Raw genomic sequence first — 20,796 nt, forward strand, 5'->3', positions numbered from 1 at the left:
TCAGGGCTGCCGGATATCACCCGCAAACTGCGCGATCCGGCGGCAGGCTTCCGCAAGCTGTTCGTCCGATGCCGCAAAGGACAGACGCAGATACGGACTGTATCCGAATGCTGACCCCGGCACCGTCGCAACATGAACCTCGTCCAGAAGCGCTTCCGCAAAGGCCACATCCGTATCGAGCAGCCGCCCCTGCCCCGATGTTCCGCCAATCAGGGCTGCCACGCCCGGATAGGCATAAAACGCACCTTCCGGCATCACGCAGGTCAGACCCGGCACATCCTGAAGCGCCCCCACAACAAGACCGCGCCGGCGCTCATACGTCTCCAGCATCCGGGCGATCCCGTCCGCATCCCCATCCAGAGCAGCAACCGATCCAGCCTGAGCGAGCGTGCACACGCCGGAGGTGGAATTGCCCTGAACCGCAATCATCCCCTGGATCAGCGGAACCGGTCCGCAGGCAAAGCCGACACGCCATCCTGTCATGGCATAGGCCTTGGCCATGCCGTTCACGATCAGGATACGATCCGCCAGATCCGGCGCAACACTCAGCAGGGACAGGTGTTTGCGACCATCGAACGTCAGATGCTCGTAAATCTCGTCACTCATCACGAGGACATGCGGCGCATCACGCAGCACATCCGCAATGGCTTCCAGATCCTGACGTTCAAGAATGGCGCCCGTTGGATTATTCGGGAAGTTCAGTACCAGCCATTTCGTCCGCGGCGTAATGGCCTCGCGGATGGCTTCAGGATCGGGACGGAAACCATTTTCCTCCCGACAGCGAATTTCGACCGGAACCCCGCCAAGCATCCGGGTAATCAGCGGATAGCTGACCCAGTAAGGGGCAGGCACGATGACTTCATCGCCAGCTTCAAGAGAGGCCATCAACGCGTTGAAAATGACCTGCTTGCCACCATTCGCCACCATGATCCGGTCAGGCGTGACATCCAGACCATTGTCACGACGGAATTTCCGGATGATGGCGTCAATCAGCGGCTTCTGACCCGGGATTGGCGGATAGCCGGTATCACCGGCCTTGGCCGCAGCATAAGCGGCTTCGATTGCTTCGGGCGGCGACGGAAAATCCGGCTGCCCGAGTGCAAGCGAAATGACATCCGCGCCCTGTGCCTTCAGTTCGCGTGCGCGAGCCGCCATCGCAATCGTTGCGGGCTTGGGAAGCCCTGCGAGGCGTGAAGCGATGGTAAAACTCATGAAAGCCCCTGACAGAAAGCCTGGATCCGGGTGCAGGCTTCCTTCAGCAGTTCCGTGCTGGTCGCATAGGAAATGCGGAAATATCCCGGCGTCAGGAACGCGGTGCCATGCACGGCCGCAACTCCGGTCTCCTCAAGCAGGGCATTCACGAAAGCCTCGTCGCTGTCGATGAAGCGTCCCCCTTTGCTTGTCTTACCCAGAACTCCGGCAATGGACGGGAACGCATAGAATGCCCCTTCCGGAAGCGCACAACTCAGACCTGGCGCATCATTCAGCATACCGATGACCAGATTGCGCCGTTCCTGATAGACCGCCACCATTTCGGAAATGAAATCCTGTGGACCGGACACGGCTTCCTGCGCAGCAGCCTGTGCAATGGAACACGGATTGCTCGTGCTCTGTCCCTGCAGTTTGACAAGCTGCCGGGTCAGTTCAACCGGAGCCGCGGCAAATCCGATCCGCCAGCCCGTCATGGCATAGGCCTTGGACACGCCGTTCATCGTCACGGTGCGTGACCTCAGACGTGGCTCAACCTGCACCACAGTCTTTGCAACAGCTCCGTCATACAGGAGCTTGGCGTACATATCGTCTGTGAGGATCCAGATATCCGGATAGTCCAGCAGCACATCCGTCAGGGCCTTGAGTGCCTCGGTATCGTAAGCCGCGCCTGTCGGATTGCAGGGAGAATTGAGGCAGAGCCACTTTGTCCGGGGCGTAATTGCGGCACGAAGCTGTGCGGCGGTCAGGCGGAAGCCGTTTTCGGGGTTCGTCTGGACAATGACAGGGGTGCCATCAGCCAGCGTCACGATATCGGGATAGGAGACCCAGGCCGGTGCCGGAATGATGACCTCGTCACGCGCATTCAGGGTCGAGACCATGACATTGTAAATAACCTGCTTGCCGCCCGTGGAAACACAGATTTCCTCGGCCTTGTAATCCAGATCAAAATCAGCATTCAGACGCGCCGCCACGGCCTTGCGAAGCTCAAGCGTCCCCGCAACATCCGTATATTTCGTCTTACCGGCTTCAATGGCGCGGATCGCTGCCCGCTTGATGAAATCAGGTGTATCAAAATCCGGCTCACCTGCGGAAAGACTGATGATGTCACGGCCTTCCGCTTTCAGGGCACGCGCTTTCTGGGTCACGGCAATCGTCTGGCTGGGAAGGATACGATTCAGACGGTCGGCGATAAAGGACATGACAGATTTCCGGATCATTTCGATATCGCGATCCTAGACACGTTCGAGGAGTTTTGACCACAGCGCGCTGGGCTACAGACAACAAAAAAAGGCGCCCTCCCTTTCGGAAAGACGCCTTGGAAACGGACAAGAGCCAAAACTCAGGCCAGTTTTTCCATCTCGCGAAGAACCGCCTGTCCCATCATTTCAGTCCCGACGCGTGCCATCCCCGACGACATGATATCGGCGGTCCGCAGACCCGAAGCCAGAACATTGGACACGGCTGTCTCAATCAGATCCGCGTCTTCACTCCGGTTGAGCGAGTAACGCAGCAGCATGGCGAAGGAGAGGATCTGGGCCAGCGGATTGGCAATCCCCTTGCCTGCAATGTCCGGCGCGCTGCCATGAATCGGCTCGTACAAGGCATTGCGCTTGCCATCAGCACGGACCGGACCAAGCGTGGCCGACGGTAACATGCCAAGCGACCCGGTCAGCATGGAGGCCAGATCGGAAAGAATATCGCCAAACAGGTTACCCGTGACAATCACGTCGAACTGGTTCGGATCACGGACAAGCTGCATGGCGCAGTTATCAGCCAGCATGTGGGACAGCTGGACGTCCGGATATTCGCGCTTGTGCACATCCGTCACGACTTCCTTCCACAGAAGGCCGCTTTCCATGACATTGCACTTCTCGACCGAGCAAACGCGGTTATCGCGCTTGCGGGCAAGGTCGAAAGCCACACGGGCCACGCGCTCGATTTCAGAAGTCGTATAGACTTCCGTATTGATCCCGCGACGCGAGCCATCGGGCAGCGTCTCGATCCCGCGCGGCTCACCGAAATAGATGCCACCGACCGTCTCACGGACAATCATCAGATCCAGCCCGCGCACGACTTCAGGCTTCAGCGCAGACGCATCGATCAGGGCATCGAACAGCTTGGCCGGACGCAGGTTGGCAAACAGTTCCAGTTCCTTGCGGAGCTTGAGGATCGCCACTTCCGGACGCTTGTCAAAACTGACATGGCTCCAGGCCGGATCACCAACCGAACCGAACAGGACAGCATCAGACTGACGGGCCAGTTCAATGACTTCATCACGGATTGGCACGCCATGCACGGCCAGAGACGCCGCACCGACGAGTTCTTCCGTAATTTCAAGCTTCAGCCCGCGATGCGCACTCATCCAGTGCACGATCCGTGCGACTTCGCGCATGACTTCCGGACCAATGCCGTCTCCGGCCAGAACCAGAAGCTTGTGTGCGTCGCTCATTTTGAAGTTCCTATGGTAATTGACGGCACCCAGGCACGACTTGGACGGTGCTCGAAACTGGTGATCTCGGCATCATGCGCCATGGTCTGCCCGATATCGTCCAGACCTTCGAGCAGCATGTGACGGCGGAACGGATCAACATCGAACGCGATGGTTTCGCCGTTCGGACGCACGATCACCTGACGCTCCAGATCCACCGTCAGACGCGAATTCGAACCCTGACGGGCATCATCCATCAGTTCGTCGCAGATCTCGCGCGGCAGCCGGATCGGGAGAATGCCGTTCTTGAAGCAGTTATTGAAAAAGATGTCGGCAAAGCTGGGCGCAATAACGCAGCGGATTCCAAAATCCAGCAACGCCCAGGGCGCATGCTCACGTGAGGAACCGCATCCCAGATTGTCGTATGTAATCAGGATCTCGGCGTGCCGGTAAGGCTCCTGATTGAGCACGAAATCCGGATTTTCATTGCCCTCGGCGTCATAACGCTGGGCCGCAAAAGCGTTCTTGCCCAGACCTGTCCGCTGGATGGTCTTGAGGAAGCGCGCCGGAATGATCTGGTCGGTGTCGATGTTCTCGGTCGGCATCGGCGCCGCAATGGCGGTCAGTTCCGTGAACTTGTCCATCAGACGGTCTCCTTCACCAGTTCACGCACGTCGCACAGGCGCCCTGTGACAGCAGCCGCCGCCGCCATGGCCGGCGAGCACAGATGCGTCCGCCCACCCGGACCCTGACGTCCTTCAAAATTGCGGTTGGATGTCGAAGCGCAGCGCTGCCCCGGCGTCAGACGGTCCGGGTTCATCCCCAGACACATCGAACAACCGGCCTCACGCCATTCAAAACCGGCATCCAAAAAGATTTTGTCCAGACCTTCGGCCTCGGCCGCATGCTTCACCAGCCCGGAACCCGGCACGATCATGGCGCGAACGCCCTCGGCCACGTGACGTCCACGCAGCACGTCCGCAGCAGCGCGCAGGTCTTCCAGACGGCTGTTCGTGCAGGAACCGATGAACACCACATCCACAGGAGTGCCCGCAATCGTCTGTCCGGCTTCAAGACCCATATAGTCCAGCGCACGCTGGATCTGGGCCGCACGTGCCGGGTCCGCCACGTCTGACGGAGACGGCACGGCCCCTGTAATCGGCAGCACGTCCTGCGGGCTCGTACCCCAGGTGATGGATGGGACGATTTCTTCAGCGGCGAGCGTGACTTCCGTATCGAAGTAGGCACCTTCATCAGAAGCAAGGCTACGCCAGTAGTCGCAGGCCTGCTCGAACGCCTCACCCTTTGGTGCAAAAGGACGGCCCTTCACATAGGCGAAGGTCGTCTCGTCGGGTGCTACCAGACCAGCGCGCGCACCGGCTTCGATGGACATGTTGCACAGCGTCATGCGGCCGGCCATGTCCAGATCGCGAATTGCGGATCCTGCAAATTCAATCACATGCCCGGTCCCGCCAGCGGTACCGATCCGGCCGATGATGGCCAGCATGATATCCTTGGCGGTTACACCGGGACCGACTTTGCCTTCGACGGAGACGCGCATATTCTTCGCCGGCTTCTGCAGGATCGTCTGGGTCGCGAGCACATGCTCGACCTCGGACGTGCCAATGCCAAACGCCAGCGAACCGAGCGCACCATGCGTGGAAGTGTGGCTGTCACCGCAGACAATTGTCATACCCGGCAGGGAAATGCCCTGCTCCGGCCCGACAACGTGCACGATGCCCTGAGAGGCGGAGCGCAGCGGGAAATAGGGGACGCCGAATTCGGCGACATTCTTCTCAAGCGTTTCGATCTGGAGGCGGCTCTGCGGCTCCTCGATCGGCTTGGAACGGTCGGACGTGGGAACGTTATGGTCCACCACGGCCACCGTGGCATCCGGTCGACGCACGCGACGCCCGGACATCCGCAGGCCTTCAAAAGCCTGCGGACTTGTCACCTCATGGACGAGGTGCCGGTCGATGTAAAGGATGCACGTCCCGTCCTCGAGACGTTCGACGACATGATCGTCCCAGATCTTGTCAAAAAGGGTTCTGGGCGAATTGGTAACGGGCATCCTGTCTCTACTCCGAACGGTTTAGGAAGCGGCCTTGCTGTCCGCCTTCGGCAGATCGCGGGGACGCTCGGCAATACGGGCGGACTTGCCCGAACGGCCACGCAGGTAATACAGCTTCGCGCGACGAACCTTACCGCGACGCACGACCTCGATGCTGGCGATCGACGGTGCGTACAGCGGGAACACACGCTCCACGCCTTCACCGTTGGAGATCTTGCGAACCGTGAAGTTGCTGTTCAGGCCCTTGTTGGAACGGGCAATGACAACGCCTTCGAAGTTCTGCACACGCTCACGCGTACCTTCGACAACGCGGACGCCAACGCGGACCGTGTCACCTGCAATGAACTCGGGAACAGCGCGGACGCCGGAAAGACGCTCGATCTCGCGCGCCTCATACTGCTGGATAATGTTCATGACCAAACTCCTGAAAACAAAACTTCAATGGACCTGCTGTCGTGCCAGATACGCATCCCAGAGGTCCGGGCGGCGCGCCTTCGTGACGGCGATTGACTGTTCATGGCGCCAGCGGGCGATGGCTCCATGGTTGCCGGAGAGAAGAATGTCGGGCACGTCCTGCCCGTCCCACACTGCCGGCTTGGTGTACTGTGGATATTCAAGAAGCCCGTCGGCGAAGCTCTCGTCCTGACCGCTGACATCCGATCCCATGACGCCGGGAAGAAGACGGACACACGCATCCAGAAGCGTCAGGGCAGGAATTTCTCCACCCGACAGCACGACATCGCCCATGCAGAGCTGTTCGATATCGTGCTTTTCCAGAACCCGTTCGTCCACCCCTTCGAAACGGCCGCAGAGAACAACGACCCCCGGACCGGACGACAGGCGCTCCGCATCTTCATGCGACATGCGCCGTCCCCGTGGTGTCGGATAGACGACCGGGCGGCCATCCAGCGCGGGAAGCGCCGAGAGGGCCGTATCCAGAACGTCTGCCCGCATCACCATGCCGGCTCCGCCACCGAACGGCGTGTCATCCACGGCCCGGTGACGTCCCAGCCCGTGCTGGCGCAGGTCATGCGCCTCACAGGACCAGATCCCCCGCTCCAGCGCCCGGCCCGCAAGGGAGAACCCAAGCGGCCCCGGGAACATGTCCGGGAAAAGAGTCAGGATGTCCGCGCGCCAGCTCATGCCCGCACCTGGACCTCGCCGGACAGATCCCCCTCGACCTCGACTTCAACGGGAGGGATGAGAACCACTTCCCGTTTTGCGAGGTCCACACGGGGCACGCAGGCCAGCGTGAACGGCACGATCAGACCACGATCCACTTCGAGGCTGACGCCTGCGCCGTAATCGTGAACCACCGAAACCGTCCCCAGAACATCCCCGTCTTCCGAGACTGCCGTCATGCCGATCAGATCGGCATGATAGAACTCGTCATCCCCGGTATCGGGAAGAACCGCACGCGGAACATATAGCTTGGCATTGACCAGCCGCTCGGCAGCATTACGGTCAGGAAGATCCTGCCCGTCTGCATCCGTAAGCGCGGCAACGCCCGCTGAAACCCAGCGTGCCGTCCATGCCCTGCCCTGCGCATCATGCAGCGTACCAAGCGTCTCGACCGAAGCCGGATCGTCAGTGGCAGCATGAAGATGCACCAGACCGCGAACACCGTGCGGGCGACCGACGGTAGCAATCAGCACATCACTGTCAGGGTTGAAGCGGGGCACGTCTCGGACTTCCTGAAAAGCGACTCAATCAGGCCGCGGCAGCAGCGGCAGCAGCCTTGGCGCGCTCCTGAGCCTTCGCCTTCGGAGCGGACTTCTTCGGCTGCTCGTTGTAGGTCGGCTTCGGAGCCAGACCAGCATTGCCGAGGAAACGGGCAACACGGTCCGTGGCGAGGGCGCCGTTGGACAGCCAGTGCTTGATGCGGTCGTCAACCAGACGGATACGGTCGGCATGATCAGCCGGCAGCATCGGGTTGTAGGAACCGACCTTCTCGATGAAACGGCCGTCGCGCGGGCTGCGGCTGTCAGCAACAACGATGTGGTAGTAAGGACGCTTCTTGGCACCTGCACGTGCAAGGCGGATCTTGAGGCTCATGAAATACTCCTGAGAGACAGACTTGTAAAAAACGGGGCGGATCAGCCGAAAGGCGGGCGTCCACCGGGCTTACCCCCGGGGCCACCCATGCCCTTCATCAGATCAGCCAGACCACCTGCACCACCCATGCCGCGCATCAGGCCACCAAGGCCCATTTTGCTGATACGCTTCATCATGGTGGACATGTCGTTGAACTGTTTGAGCAGACGGTTGATTTCCGGAACCGTGGTTCCCGAACCAGCCGCAATGCGCTTCTTGCGGGACGCCTTGATGATTTCGGGCGTCTTGCGCTCCTGCTTCGTCATCGAGGAAATGATGGCCTTGTGACGTTTGAAGATCGACGTATCGAGCTCCTTGTCACCCAGCATATCCTTGATCTTTCCCATCCCCGGCATCATGCCGAGAATACCGGAAATCGAGCCCATGCGGTTGATCTGGTCGATCTGGGAGACATAGTCATCCAGGTCGAACTTGCCCGCGAGCATCTTCTTTGCGACGCGCTCGCCTTCCTCGTGATCGAGGGTTTCGGCAGCACGTTCCACCAACCCGGCGACGTCACCCAGGCCGAGAATACGGCCGGCAACGCGCTCGGGATGGAATTCTTCAAGCGCTTCGAGGTTCTCACCCGAGCCCGTCAGCTTGATCGGCGCACCGGTGATGGCCTTCATGGACAGGGCCGCGCCACCGCGGGCATCGCCGTCCATACGGCTCATGACAACGCCGGTGATGCCGACAGCCTCATTGAAGGCCTTGGCCGTGTTGACGGCGTCCTGACCGGTCATCGCATCGACGACCAGCAGCGTCTCGGCCGGCTTGGTGAGCGTGCGGATTTCCCGCACTTCATCCATCAGCGCCTCATCGATCGAAAGACGGCCTGCCGTATCGAGGATGACAACATCATAGCCTTCAAGACGTCCTGTTTCGAGCGCACGCTTTGCGATCTGAACGGGAGACTGCCCGGCAATGATCGGCAGGGCCTGAGCACGACCCGTCTTGGCATTGACGCGCTCGGCCAGCTGCTGGAGCTGGAGCTGCGCGGCCGGACGCTGGACATCGAGGCTGGCCAGAAGAACTTTCTTGTGCTCACGGCTGGACAGACGCAGGGCGATCTTGCCGGAGGTCGTGGTTTTACCCGAACCCTGCAGACCCACCATCAGCACCGGAACCGGCGGATTGGCGGACAGGTTTAGCGGAACCGCCCCTGCCCCTCCAAGCGCATCGATCAGTGCATCATTGACGATCTTGGCCACGGCCTGACCGGGAGAAACGCTTTCCAGCACTTCCTGCCCGACAGAACGCTCGCGGACCTTGTTGACGAAGTCCCGCACCACAGGCAGTGCAACGTCCGCCTCCAGCATGGCGAGACGCACTTCACGCATGGCCTCGGTGACATCAGCCTCCGAGAGCTTTCCGTTCTTGGAAAGCCCATCGAGGACACCGGACATCTTGCCTGAGAGTTGTTCGAACAACGGGTCACCTTAAAGCAAACAGAAACACGCCACTGCGCGAGTCTTCGCGAGGTGGCGTGTCCGGAAACAGGACTGCTCTATCGACTTGGCACCGAAGCGTCAAGCGATAGAGGCAGGATCAGCAGTTTTCAGGGCATATCGTCCGGATCGCCTTCCGGCGGATGACCCAGCAGCGCCTTCATCTGTTCATGAAGGTCCCTGAGCTTGTCCATGGTCTCCTTGGCCTGCTGGCGCTGAGCCGGCGTCAGAAGATCATGCAGTTCTTCCATGGTCTCAAGATGAAGCGCGGAGACCTTGGCCTTGACCGCACCTTCCTGCTTGCTCAGATCCGCAAGAGCAGAGCGGTCCAGATCGCCAGCCGTTTCAAGGGCCGTATGGATCTTGTCTTCAATAGCCCGCCCTTCGAGACGCAGAGCATGCTCATCCTGATGTGCTTTCTCAAAAATGGTCTTGAGTTTCGCTTTCTGCGCCGTGGTCAGCGTCACCCCAGGCGGAATCGGAGGCATCATGTGACCCGGGCCGCCATGGGGCCCTCCCGGCGGCGCACGCACATCGTCAGGAGCATGATGCCCTTCAGCAGATGCCACAAGAGGCGCTATCGTCAGACCGAGGGCAGCAAGGACGGGAAGGAAGGCAGCGGGACGAAAAATCGTCATGGACGTCATATCCTTGGAGGTTATGGCAGCCGGAGACGCAGACATCGCGCCTCCACACCTTCCTAGATGGCATGCTTCAATGTTGCTGACCTCCCCCTTCTGCGTTTCAAAGAGTAAGGCGCAGGGGTTCATGTAACACGGCGACTTGACGGCAGATGTTTCCCGTCGCATGAAGCATCCAGATCCGCGCAGGGCTTTTCAGAAATGAAAGCTTTTTCGGATGGAGAGGTGGCCGAGTGGTTTAAGGCAGCGGTCTTGAAAACCGCCATACGTGAGAGCGTATCGTGGGTTCGAATCCCACCCTCTCCGCCAAGCCCCCCCAAAAAAAATCAAATCCAATACCGCCCGGAACAGACTGGTTTTTCCCTGCCTTTTGATCTGCAGGCACAAAAAAAAACGCCTCTGCAGATACAGAGACGGTTTTTTTGACTATCCGAAAATCAGGATCAGCGTGGGCGCGGACCTCCGCGGCCGGGAGCGCCACCACGGCCGCCACCTGGACGCCCGCCACCTGAAGGCGGACCGGAGCGACGACGGCCACCACCGCCGCCTCCACGACCACCTCCCAGAACCGGCGGACGCAGCGTCGACAGACGCGCTTCTTCGGAATGGAACGGATGATCGGTCACGACGGGAATGGGCTTGCCGATCTTCTTCTCGATATCCTTGAGCCATGCGCGCTGTTCGGCATCACAGAGCGATACCGCACAGCCCTCACGTCCCGCACGGGCCGTCCGGCCGATACGGTGGACGTAGGATTCCGGCACATTCGGCAGATCGTAATTGAAGACGTGACTGACTTCGTCCACGTCGATGCCACGTGCAGCAATATCCGTTGCAACGAGCGCCTTGATGGAGCCGCTGCGGAAACCGGCCATGGCGCGCTCACGGGCACCCTGGGACTTGTTTCCGTGAATGGCTTCTGCGCGGATTCCGTTCTTGTTCAGGAATTCGGCAACCTTGTTGGCTTCGTGCTTCATCAGCGTGAAGACGACAGCCCGGGCAACGCTCGGACTTTCCAGCAGCATGAGAGCCGCATCTTTCTTGCAGCCCGAGTCAACGAACATGACAGCCTGATTGATACGATCAACCGTGCTCGACTCAGGTGTTACCTGAACCGTCGCCGGATCCTTGAGCAGAGAATGAGCCAGATCGCTGATGGAGGACGGCATGGTCGCCGAGAACAGCAGGGTCTGACGCTGCTTCGGCAGCAGAGCCATGATGCGCTGGATATCGCGCACAAAGCCCATGTCCAGCATCCGGTCGGCCTCATCGAGGACAAGGATTTCGAGACTGGAGAGATCGATGTACTTCTGGCCGATCAGATCCAGCAGACGCCCGGGGGCAGCAACGAGAACATCAACGCCACGACGGGTCGCCTCGATCTGACGTCCCTGCCCTACACCACCGAACACGACAGCATAAGAGAACTTCATATGCCGCGCATAGGCGGCGAAGCTCTCACCGATCTGGGAAGCCAGTTCGCGTGTCGGCGCAAGCACCAGCGCGCGGACACCCTTCGGCGGCGCAGGACGACGATTTGAGAAAATGTGGTTCAGGATCGGCAACGCAAAAGCTGCGGTCTTGCCCGTTCCGGTCTGGGCGAGACCCAGGAGGTCACGTCCTTCAAGAAGGTAAGGGATGGCGCCAGCCTGAATCGGGGTTGGCGTAACGTAGCCTTCTTCAGCAAGGGCCTTCTGAATTGGCTCGGCAAGCTTGAGTTCAGCAAAACTGGTCATGGACCTCTCCTTTGAGACGGCAAGGTCATGCTCAGGCAACCGCACCGCTATATAATCTGCCAAGCCACTTGCCGCAGGCATTCATGGCAAATGACGGTACTCTCTGGGTCGCCTTTAAAGCCGGGCCTGAAACAGGCCCGGACAAAAAAAATCGGCTGGATCATGAGATCGTCATTACACTTCAGCAAACTGGCCCTGAAGTGCACGTGGGATGTAGGACAACATTTGTCCCATTGCAAGGAGACAGCAAAGCCCCGCTTGGAAAAGCTATTGTTATTTCTTGAGATTTTGCAATCAAGAGAAGCAGTCGTATTGAACCACTGCATCAAGAGGCAAAAATCCGCCCCGTGGCTGGGGTGATGATGCCTCACGTCCGAGCGCTACGAACATCACAATCTCATGATCCTTCGGAAGATTGATAATCTTACCGACCTGCTCGAAATCGAACCCGTCCATGGGACAGGTCTGTAGACCATGCGCCGATGCAGCCATCATGAGGGCATAGGCCGCCAGACCGCAGGAACGAAGCCCCTCGTCCCGCTGCACCTGTTCATGTCCTTCATAATAGGACCGGATCATTTTGACGTATCCGTCCCGTACGGACTCGGGCGCATCCTTCCAGTACCGGGCGGGATCTTTCTCCCAGGCCTTGATGTCCGCACACATCACGATCAGGGCGGCACAGTCCTCGACCTGCGGCTGATTCCAGGCGGCAGCCCGGATCCGGCGACGCTGCTCCGTGTCACGGACGACAAGGAACCGGCAGTTCTGGATGTTGAAAGCGGTCGGAGCATGACGGGCAGCTTCCAGAATGGCCGTCAGTTCGGCGTCGGGAATCCTGTATTCCGGATCAAAATGCTTGGTGGCACGACGCGATGCGATGGCCTGAAGGATTTCGCTCATGAATCGAAAGCTCCGCTCTGACTGTTATTTGATCAGACCCTGACGAAACAGAATCCGTGTCTGAGTCTAACCGGGTCCAGGAGCGAAGGTTGCAAAGTGTGTATGAAACTCAGTGGCCCGCCCGCTTGAGAAGAAACATGGCCTGCTCGCCAAACAGATTGGCAAGCCTGATGGAGCGGCGCCAGGGCGCACGGGCCCCGTCCTCGTCAATCGCCAGCCACTGCTGAACGACGTACCCTTCCTCTTCGCAGAGCAGGAGAAAATCCTGGATCGTGCAGGGATGGATATTTGGCGTCGAATACCAGGGCGTATTCCACACGGGCGTCATCGGCATCCGGCCGGTCGTCAGAAGCTGGAGCCTCAGCCGCCAGTGGCCGAAATTGGGGAAAGAAACGATGGCGTGACGTCCAATCCGGAGCATCTGCCGCAGGACCTCACGCGGGCGCTCGACGGCCTGTAGCGTTCTTTGCAGGACCACGTAATCAAACGTGTCGTCCGGATAGTCCGCCAGATCATGATCCGCGTCGCCATGCATAACCGGCAGGCCATGTGCGACGGACTGCGTAACGTTCTGCATATCGATCTCGATCCCGCGGGCGTCGCAGGACCGTGTACGATACAGATAGTCGATCAGCGTGCCGTCCCCGCTGCCAACATCGAGAACGCGGGCCCGTGGAGCAATCATTTCAGCAATAAGTCGCTGGTCCACACGCATCAGCGGTTTCCCTCCAGAAGGGCCGCATGTTCGGCTGCGCCATTGATGAAGCCCCTGATCGTCCGGTCGAAATCCGGCTCGTCCAGCAGGAAAGCGTCATGCCCGCGATCGCTTTCGATTTCGACGAAAGAGACGTTTGCCCCTGCCCGGTTGAGCGCACGCACCAGCAGGCGGGACTGGGACGTCGGAAAGAGCCAGTCCGAACTGAATGACACGACACAAAAGCGGGTCTGCGAGTTTCGGAAGGGATTGGCGAGATCACCGTCATGCTCGGCGGCCAGATCGAAATAATCCATCGCCCGCGTAATGGTCAGATAGGAATTGGCATCAAACCTGCGCACGAAGGTTGAGCCCTGATGCCGAAGATAGCTCTCAACCTCGAACATTTCGCCAAACAGTGAAGGGCTGCTCGATGCAGGGACGGCCGTTGCAGCATCATGCCGGACACGACGCCCGAACTTGCGGCTGAGTGCTTCTTCGGAAAGATAGGTGATATGCGCCATCATCCGCGCGACACCGAGCCCCCGTGCGGGGATGGCACCAAAATCCCTGTAATGGCCGTTATGCCAGTCCGGATCGGCGAAAATAGCCTGCCGGCTCACTTCGTTGAACGCGATATTCTGGGCCGAATGGAACGGAGATGTTGCGATCGGCATGACGGCGAACACACGGTCCGGGAAATCGGCAGCCCAGGTCAGGGCCTGCATCCCGCCCATGGACCCACCGATGACCGCAAACAGACGCTCAATGCCTAAGTGATCAACCAGCTTCGCCTGAGCTGCCACAATGTCATGCATGGTGATGGGCGGAAACTCACTGTCCCACGCCTTCCCGGTTTCCGCGCAGATCGATCGCGGACCGGTCGTCCCCATGCAGCCGCCAAGAACATTGGAGCAGATCACGAAATACCGATCCGTATCGATCGGCAGACCAGGCCCTACCATCCGGCTCCACCAGCCGGGCTTTCCGGTCAGAGGGTTTTTTTCCGCCAGATACTGGTCACCGGTCAGGGCGTGGCAGACCACGATTGCATTGTCCCGCTTTGGCGAAAGCGTCCCATAAGTGCAGTAGGCAATCTCTAGAGGCGCGAGATGCACACCACATTCCAGATCGAGACCGCTGTCCAGTCGCACGGTCCGGTGTGTGTAAACCGGACCATCCGCAATGGTCGGTGACGCGCTGATGTCCATCCCTAACCCGCCTCTGATGCCACGCGTGAAGGCAGCATGCCCTCGGGCGCCACGGTATGGCACCGCCGGGCGATACGATCAAATCTCTTTTGGGTTGACGATCAATTAACGACTTGAAGAAAGTTAAAAAAACGTAAAAAACTAATGCATGTCGAATGCGTTCTCCCGTGCCCCATCTGAGACCTCACGGACCTGGCCGTTTCCGGTTGATGCGTCTCCGCTGCAGATTTTGGGCCATTCCGGGACTTTCGACGCCTTCTATTACGTCAAGACCAATCCCGATCTGAAGACGCTGGGAACGGCGGTTCTACAGCATTATCACCAGCATGGATGGCGTGAGGGCCGCAAACCCAACCCGTTCTTCGATCCGCACTGGTATCTCAGCCAGAACCGTGACGTCATCGGCGATCCACTGCTGCATTATGTTCTGCGCGGAGAACGCGAAGGCCGGCGCCCGATCGCATGGTTCGATCCTGAATGGTACTCGCGCACCTATCCCATCCCGGAAGGAATGCTGGCGCTCGCACATTACCTGTTGAACCGCCATAATACGCCGCTGCGTCCGATACCGGAGTTCGACCCGGATTTTTATCTACGCTCATATCCGGATGTCGCGAACGCAGGTCTGGATGCACTTGAACACTATATGATCCAGGGGTTCCGGGAGGCGCGGAAACCCTTTGACGGGTTTGACCCTCTTTATTACCGCCGCAAATACCTGCGTCATTCTCCTGACAGCAATCCACTGCTGCACTACCTGGAAAATCGCAACCGGCCCGACGTTCACCCGAGCAGCCCGGAAACCGAAATATCCGTCTTCGGAGAAATCAAGCGAAGGAGCAAACCCGGACCGCTCTTCGAAAAAACCCGCCCGCTGCCAAAAAGCGCCATCCGTCGCGCTCGGGTTCTGGCCTATTATCTTCCGCAGTTTCACACCATTCCCGAAAACGATGCCTGGTGGGGCGAAGGCTTTACGGAATGGACCAATCTGCCCCGCGGGATCCCCCGTTTTTCGGATCATTATCAGCCACGCATTCCGCGGGATCTGGGACATTACACGCTGAATTCACCGAAGATTCTCGAGCGGCAGGCTGCGATGGCCCATGCCGCCGGGATTGAAGGCTTCATTTTCTATTTTTACTGGTTCAACCGCAAACGCCTGCTGGACCAGCCTCTGGAAATCCTGCTGGCCAATCCACAGATCGAGCTTCCATTCTGCCTCATGTGGGCGAATGAAAACTGGAGCCGCCGCTGGGATGGCTCGGAAAATGATCTCCTGATCGCGCAGGATTACCGCCCCGAGGATGACGAAGCCCTTGTGGACTGCTTCGCCCGGTATCTGCGGGATTCCCGTTACATCCATTTCGATGGCCGTCCTGTTCTTATGGTCTATCGGCCGGGCACCATTCCGGACGCTCCGGCCGCCTTCGCCAGATGGCGTTCGATGTTCCGAAGCCGGCACGGGATGAACCCGCTTTTTGTCATGGGACAGGCATTTGGCGACGAAAATCCGGATCTTTTCGGGCTCGATGGAGCCATCGAGTTTCCGCCTCACAAAGTCGTCTCGGGCTGCAATCTGCTGAATGATGAAATCAGACTGTATGATAATGAATTCAGTGGACAGATTTATGATTATGGCGAAGTCGTAGATGTATCCCTGGCACAGCCCAAGACACCGTTCCCGCTCATCCGGACCGCCGCGCCGTCCTGGGACAATGATGCGCGCCGGCAGGGAAAAGGCCTCGTTCTGCACGGCTCGACACCAGAGCTATACGAACGCTGGCTCAGCGGCCTGATCGAACAGGCCCAGACGCGCACGTTTTTTGGTGATCCCGTCGTCTGCATCAATGCCTGGAACGAATGGGCTGAAGGCGCCTATCTGGAGCCTGATCAGCATTTCGGAAGCGCCTATCTGAATGCGACAGCCCGGGCCTGCACCGGTTTCAGCAGAAATCATTCACGCTCAAGGCTTCTTCTGATTGGTCATGATGCCTTTCCAGCCGGAGCCCAACGCCTCCTTCTAGAAACCGGGCGAACATTGAAGCGCTGCTTCGGGGCAGACATCCAGTTCATCCTGCTCGCAGACGGTGCATTGCTTGAGGAATATCGCAGCGTTGCACCAACCGAGATCCTTGACCCGGACACAGCCACAACGACAGCCCGGTTGATCCATTTGCAGAAGCAGGGCTTTCAGTCCGCAATCGTTAACAGTGCCGCGTCTTCCCCCATTGTTGCCGATCTTGCGGCCGCGGACATTGGCTTCGTCTTTCTCATTCACGAACTCCCTGCCCTGCTTCGCAGCCGCAATCTGACAGCCTCGATGGAAAACGCCTGCGCACGCGCACGCCACGCAGTCGTTCCAGCTGAAAGCGTGGCAAGAAAACTTGGTCTGGACTGCTCCAGGAATCTGAAAATCCTGCCGCAGGGTCTCTATAACTCGGCCCCTTTTTCCGTACAGGCACGACAGAAGATCCGAAAGCAGATGGATTTCAGCTCGTCGGAACGGATTGTCATGGGCGCAGGCTATGCCGACCTGCGAAAAGGCTTCGATCTCTTCCTGCATCTCTGGCGCAAGATGGATGGTCGAACACACTGCATATGGCTGGGTAATATCGACATCGCATTAAAGAACAGTCTGCATGTCGAACTGGAGACCGCCCTTTCCAGCGGCACATTCCATATGCCCGGCCAGGTAGAGGATGTTCCTGCCTGGCTGGCTGCCGCCGACGTCTTTGTGCTGCCTTCTCGTGAAGATCCATATCCATCGGTTGTGCTGGAAGCCCTTGCCTCCGGGCTCCCCTGCATTGCCTTCGATGATGCTGGCGGAATCCCGGATCTGCTGAGGGACAGCGCGACAACACCCGACACCCCTAGCCGGGTCGTTTCCTTCGCAGACGTTCCGGCTATGACCAGTGCGGCTGAAGAACTGGCAGAATGGTCCCTCATGCGCCCCGCGAGGGAACGCCAGAAAACCGCACGCGCCACGCAGCGCCGTTTCAGCTTCAGGCCGTATGCACACGAGCTCCTCGGACTTGCTTTGCCTGCGGTTCCGAAGATTTCTGTTGTGGTTCCATCCCATAATTATGCGCGCTACATGAGCAGCCGGCTGTCTTCGATCTTCGCCCAGACAGTTCCTGTTCTTGAAGTCATCGTCCTGGATGATGCATCGGACGATAACAGTCTGGAAATCGCTCGCCAGACCGCCAGGGACTGGGATCGAGACATCACATGTATCGAGAACACCGTTGCTTCCGGCTCTGTTTTCCGACAATGGCATAAAGCTCTCAAAGTCGCCCGTGGTGACTGGATCTGGATTGCCGAGGCCGACGATTTCTGCGAACCGGATTTCCTGCAGAACATCATGGATGGCATCAAAGACAATCCATCGGTCGTCATGGCTTTCACGGACAGCCGTGCTGTTGATGAAAACGGTTCTCCGCTTTTCGCGTCCTATCGCGCCTATTATGCCGAAAGCGCCGGACTGCTTCTGGAAAATGACAGTCATTTCACCGGGGAAAGTTTTCTCCGCGGATGTCTGTCAGAACGCAATCTTGTCCTCAATGTAAGCAGTGCACTTTTTCGGAAAGACCGCCTCCTGACGGCCATCAAGACCTGCCAGAAAGACCTGCAGATCCTGCGTGTTGCGGGAGACTGGCGTATTTACCTGGAACTTCTCTCCCAGAAGAATGCGGAAGTCATATACATTGCCAAACCGCTCAATATTCATCGACGACATGCCGATTCAGCGACCCATACGCTCAATCGACGAAATCACGTTGAAGAAGTCACCTATATGCACGGCCTGATCGCAAGCCGCCTCGCACTTCCTGATACACAAATATCCCGACAGAAGCGTTATTGCACCATGCTGGAACGGCAGTTTGGCCTTGTCCCCAAGACTGGTGGGAACAAAATCATCTCGCTTTCCTGATCACAAACAGGCGGAGCATCAGGAGACTACAGGACTCGTTAAAGGCAGGTTGGGCATGATTATGAGCACAGCTTTAACGTGTTACGCACGAACAGCTGATCAATCCTTATTGGCACATGCCATCCAGCAACACGTTCAGCGCAGCCAGAACCGGCTCTGATCCGACCTTTTCTTCCAGAAGCTGTCCATTAATCGCCAACATCGCCAGGCCATGCACCTGTGCCCAACTGGCTGCAGCCAAGGCGTCAATATTTACCGGACGAAAAGATCCGTCCCTCTGTCCCTCTTCGAGAAGCTGCAGAAGGATAGTGAATGTCTTCATGGCGGCGTCGTGCAGATCAGGATCCATGGACTTGTCGGCATCTGCGCTGAACATCAAACGATAGAGACCAGAGTTACAAAGAGCAAAATCAATACAGGCCTGTGCTCCGGCAATAAATTGCTCACGTACGGAAGACTGGGTCAGGGACATGGCCTGCGTCATGCTTTCCCCCAGCTGGACGAAGCCCAGACGGGCCAGTTCCCTCAGGAGATCCTCACGGTCGCGGAAATGCTTGTACGGAGCTGCATGACTGACACCGGTGCGACGCGCGACTTCACGAAGCGTGAAAGTCCAGTTCTGATCCGCGGCCAGCATGACGAGAGCCGTCTCGATCAGGGCACGACGCAGATCGCCATGATGATAGGGGCGTTCTTGCGTTTCACTCATCCGTGAGGCTCATGTTTACAGAAGAAACTTTCATTGACGAACGATCATAATGCTCCATATCCTGCCTTCATAAGTTTCTCCTGTAAACATGGAGGACGCAATGTCCGATACTGTTTCAGCAAACACCACGCCGACTGATCTCCACACCATTCTTGACCATCAGCGCGCTGCATTTTTGCGCTTCGGCCCACCCGGCTTGAAGCAACGCCAGACAGATCTGCGCCGCCTGAAAGCAGAGATCCTGGCGCGGCGAACTGACATTGTTCAGGCTTTGAAAAAGGATTTCGGTCAACGTTCGGAGCGCGAAAGCGCCATCGTGGAACTGATCCCTCTGGTTCAGTCCATCAATTACATGATCCGGAATCTCAGACGCTGGATGAAGCCGGAACGGCGGCACGTTTCCCCGTACTTCCAGTTCGGCCGCGCCTGGGTGACCCGTCAGCCAGTCGGCGTCGTGGGCATTATCGCGCCCTGGAATTATCCGGTCTCACTTGCTCTTGTCTCCTTGGCAACGGCCATTGCCGCAGGAAACCGAGCGATTCTCAAGCCATCGGAAATGACTCCGAACACATCCCTGGCTATTGCCAAGATCGTTCAGGCTGTCTTCTCATCTGAACAGGTTTCTGTCGTGACCGGAGATGCCGAACTGGGTGCTGCGTTCTCAGCCCTGCCGTTCGATCATATCCTCTTCACTGGGAGTACGGCGGTCGGAAAGAAAGTTGCAGAAGCAGCAGCCCGCAACCTGACGCCCGTCACGCTCGAACTTGGTGGAAAGTCGCCAGTAGTGATCGAGCCCGGTTTTTCCATCCCACGCGCAGCGGACCGGATAGCATTCGGCAAACTGACCAACGCCGGACAAACCTGCATTGCTCCCGATTATGTCCTGCTCCACGAAGATGATCAGGATGCCTTTGCAAAAGCCTATCAGGACGCCGTACAAAAACTTTATCCAGGCGGTTACGCCGGTTCACCGGATTATACAGCCATTCTCAATCAACATCATTATGAACGATTGAGCGGCCTTATCCATAATGCCGCAGAACATGGCGCCCGCGTTCTCCGTCTGGGAGACAACGCAAATGACAGCCATATTCTTGCTCCTGTCCTGATCCTGAACGTCACACCTCAGATGGCAGTCATGCAGGAAGAAATCTTTGGCCCTGTTCTGCCAATACTGACTTACAAAGATCCTGATGAATCAATCGCTTTCATCAATGCACGCCCACGGCCTCTGGCACTCTATTACTTTGGAGAAAACCACACTGAACGGGACAGACTTCTCAAGCGGACGGTTTCAGGAAATGTCACGATCAATGGCACCCTGATGCATTACGCACAGGACGATTTGCCTTTTGGCGGCATCGGAGACAGCGGCATTGGAGCTTATCATGGAAAAGAAGGTTTCATCGCCCTTACCCATCCACGTGGAGTTTACAGACAGGGCCGCATTAATGCGACAATGCTCCTTCGCCCGCCATTCACCAGACTGACGGACATTGTTACTAATCTTATTTTGCGGTAAGTAAAAACGCCCCTCAACAATTTCCATCTGAACGCAAAAAACCCCGTTGGTCAGGGACCGAGCGGGGTTTTGAGACTAATGGAAGTGGTTGCGGGGGCAGGATTTGAACCTGCGGCCTTCAGGTTATGAGCCTGACGAGCTACCGGGCTGCTCCACCCCGCGGTGGTGTTGGTGATGTTGGGGGATTTTTTGTGGT

18 protein-coding genes and 2 tRNA genes are annotated in these 20,796 nt (G+C 58.1%); 3 read left to right on the top strand and 17 right to left on the bottom strand.

Features of this window, described 5'->3' with window-relative positions; genetic code table 11:
* The 11 genes from HKD24_RS02705 to HKD24_RS02755 all read right to left on the bottom strand — a co-directional run bounded on the left by HKD24_RS02705 (position 1) and on the right by HKD24_RS02755 (position 9,891).
* Positions 1 to 1,212 (bottom strand): pyridoxal phosphate-dependent aminotransferase, encoded by a 1,212-nt coding sequence (locus tag HKD24_RS02705; RefSeq protein ID WP_194258896.1) that lies wholly within the window; start codon positions 1,210 to 1,212, stop codon positions 1 to 3.
* Complete coding sequence (locus HKD24_RS02710) at positions 1,209 to 2,411, bottom strand: pyridoxal phosphate-dependent aminotransferase (protein WP_194258897.1); 1,203 nt, start codon at positions 2,409 to 2,411, stop codon at positions 1,209 to 1,211. The genes HKD24_RS02705 and HKD24_RS02710 overlap by 4 nt, the downstream gene beginning before the upstream one ends.
* Before the next feature lie 140 nt (positions 2,412 to 2,551).
* A complete protein-coding gene (gene leuB / locus HKD24_RS02715) occupies positions 2,552 to 3,661 on the bottom strand; it encodes a 3-isopropylmalate dehydrogenase (protein WP_194258898.1) in 1,110 nt (369 codons plus the stop codon).
* Positions 3,658 to 4,284: a 3-isopropylmalate dehydratase small subunit gene (leuD, locus tag HKD24_RS02720; RefSeq protein ID WP_194258899.1), complete on the bottom strand. Its 627-nt coding sequence runs from the start codon at positions 4,282 to 4,284 to the stop codon at positions 3,658 to 3,660. Before leuD ends, leuB begins: the two co-directional genes overlap by 4 nt.
* Positions 4,284 to 5,711 (bottom strand): 3-isopropylmalate dehydratase large subunit, encoded by a 1,428-nt coding sequence (gene leuC, locus HKD24_RS02725; RefSeq protein WP_194258900.1) that lies wholly within the window; start codon positions 5,709 to 5,711, stop codon positions 4,284 to 4,286. The genes leuD and leuC overlap by 1 nt, the downstream gene beginning before the upstream one ends.
* Positions 5,712 to 5,732: 21 nt before the next feature.
* The gene (gene rplS / locus HKD24_RS02730) at positions 5,733 to 6,125 is read right to left on the bottom strand and encodes a 50S ribosomal protein L19 (protein ID WP_153429028.1); all 393 of its coding nucleotides are present in this window, start codon (positions 6,123 to 6,125) and stop codon (positions 5,733 to 5,735) included.
* A gap of 24 nt (positions 6,126 to 6,149) precedes the next feature.
* A complete protein-coding gene (gene trmD, locus HKD24_RS02735; RefSeq protein ID WP_062509991.1) occupies positions 6,150 to 6,854 on the bottom strand; it encodes a tRNA (guanosine(37)-N1)-methyltransferase TrmD in 705 nt (234 codons plus the stop codon).
* Positions 6,851 to 7,393, bottom strand: a complete 543-nt coding sequence (gene rimM / locus HKD24_RS02740) for a ribosome maturation factor RimM (RefSeq protein ID WP_194258901.1) — start codon at positions 7,391 to 7,393, stop codon at positions 6,851 to 6,853. Before rimM ends, trmD begins: the two co-directional genes overlap by 4 nt.
* A gap of 28 nt (positions 7,394 to 7,421) precedes the next feature.
* Positions 7,422 to 7,766 (bottom strand): 30S ribosomal protein S16, encoded by a 345-nt coding sequence (gene rpsP / locus HKD24_RS02745; protein WP_062509988.1) that lies wholly within the window; start codon positions 7,764 to 7,766, stop codon positions 7,422 to 7,424.
* A 41-nt stretch (positions 7,767 to 7,807) separates the two neighbouring features.
* A complete protein-coding gene (ffh, locus tag HKD24_RS02750; protein ID WP_194258902.1) occupies positions 7,808 to 9,235 on the bottom strand; it encodes a signal recognition particle protein in 1,428 nt (475 codons plus the stop codon).
* Positions 9,236 to 9,363: 128 nt separating this feature from the next.
* Positions 9,364 to 9,891, bottom strand: a complete 528-nt coding sequence (locus HKD24_RS02755) for a Spy/CpxP family protein refolding chaperone (RefSeq protein WP_228124111.1) — start codon at positions 9,889 to 9,891, stop codon at positions 9,364 to 9,366.
* 222 nt (positions 9,892 to 10,113) lie between these two features.
* Here HKD24_RS02755 and HKD24_RS02760 point away from each other — a divergent pair.
* Positions 10,114 to 10,203: transfer RNA gene (locus HKD24_RS02760), tRNA-Ser, on the top strand.
* 134 nt (positions 10,204 to 10,337) lie between these two features.
* Here the strand turns inward: HKD24_RS02760 and HKD24_RS02765 are convergent.
* The 4 genes from HKD24_RS02765 to metX all read right to left on the bottom strand — a co-directional run bounded on the left by HKD24_RS02765 (position 10,338) and on the right by metX (position 14,438).
* Positions 10,338 to 11,630 (bottom strand): DEAD/DEAH box helicase, encoded by a 1,293-nt coding sequence (locus HKD24_RS02765; protein WP_194258903.1) that lies wholly within the window; start codon positions 11,628 to 11,630, stop codon positions 10,338 to 10,340.
* 294 nt (positions 11,631 to 11,924) lie between these two features.
* On the bottom strand, positions 11,925 to 12,533 hold the full coding sequence (locus HKD24_RS02770; protein ID WP_194258904.1) for a nitroreductase family protein: 609 nt from the start codon (positions 12,531 to 12,533) through the stop codon (positions 11,925 to 11,927).
* Positions 12,534 to 12,642: 109 nt separating this feature from the next.
* On the bottom strand, positions 12,643 to 13,248 hold the full coding sequence (gene metW / locus HKD24_RS02775) for a methionine biosynthesis protein MetW (RefSeq protein ID WP_194258905.1): 606 nt from the start codon (positions 13,246 to 13,248) through the stop codon (positions 12,643 to 12,645).
* Entirely contained in the window at positions 13,248 to 14,438 is a 1,191-nt protein-coding gene (metX, locus tag HKD24_RS02780) for a homoserine O-acetyltransferase MetX (protein WP_194258906.1), read from the bottom strand. Before metX ends, metW begins: the two co-directional genes overlap by 1 nt.
* Positions 14,439 to 14,586: 148 nt before the next feature.
* Between metX and HKD24_RS02785 the strand changes: the two genes are divergently transcribed.
* The gene (locus HKD24_RS02785; RefSeq protein WP_194258907.1) at positions 14,587 to 18,369 is read left to right on the top strand and encodes a glycoside hydrolase family 99-like domain-containing protein; all 3,783 of its coding nucleotides are present in this window, start codon (positions 14,587 to 14,589) and stop codon (positions 18,367 to 18,369) included.
* Positions 18,370 to 18,475: 106 nt separating this feature from the next.
* Here the strand turns inward: HKD24_RS02785 and HKD24_RS02790 are convergent, their stop codons facing one another.
* Complete coding sequence (locus tag HKD24_RS02790) at positions 18,476 to 19,078, bottom strand: TetR/AcrR family transcriptional regulator (RefSeq protein WP_194258908.1); 603 nt, start codon at positions 19,076 to 19,078, stop codon at positions 18,476 to 18,478.
* 88 nt (positions 19,079 to 19,166) lie between these two features.
* Here HKD24_RS02790 and HKD24_RS02795 point away from each other — a divergent pair, with 88 nt between their 5' ends.
* Positions 19,167 to 20,600 (top strand): coniferyl aldehyde dehydrogenase, encoded by a 1,434-nt coding sequence (locus HKD24_RS02795; RefSeq protein ID WP_194258909.1) that lies wholly within the window; start codon positions 19,167 to 19,169, stop codon positions 20,598 to 20,600.
* Between the two features lie 85 nt (positions 20,601 to 20,685).
* On the opposite strand, the gene HKD24_RS02800 is transcribed toward HKD24_RS02795, so the two are convergent.
* Positions 20,686 to 20,762, bottom strand: a tRNA-Met gene (locus tag HKD24_RS02800).
* Positions 20,763 to 20,796 lie beyond the last annotated feature (34 nt).

It is taken from the genome of Gluconobacter vitians (assembly GCF_015244565.1).
In the GTDB taxonomy this organism is placed as follows: domain Bacteria; phylum Pseudomonadota; class Alphaproteobacteria; order Acetobacterales; family Acetobacteraceae; genus Gluconobacter; species Gluconobacter vitians.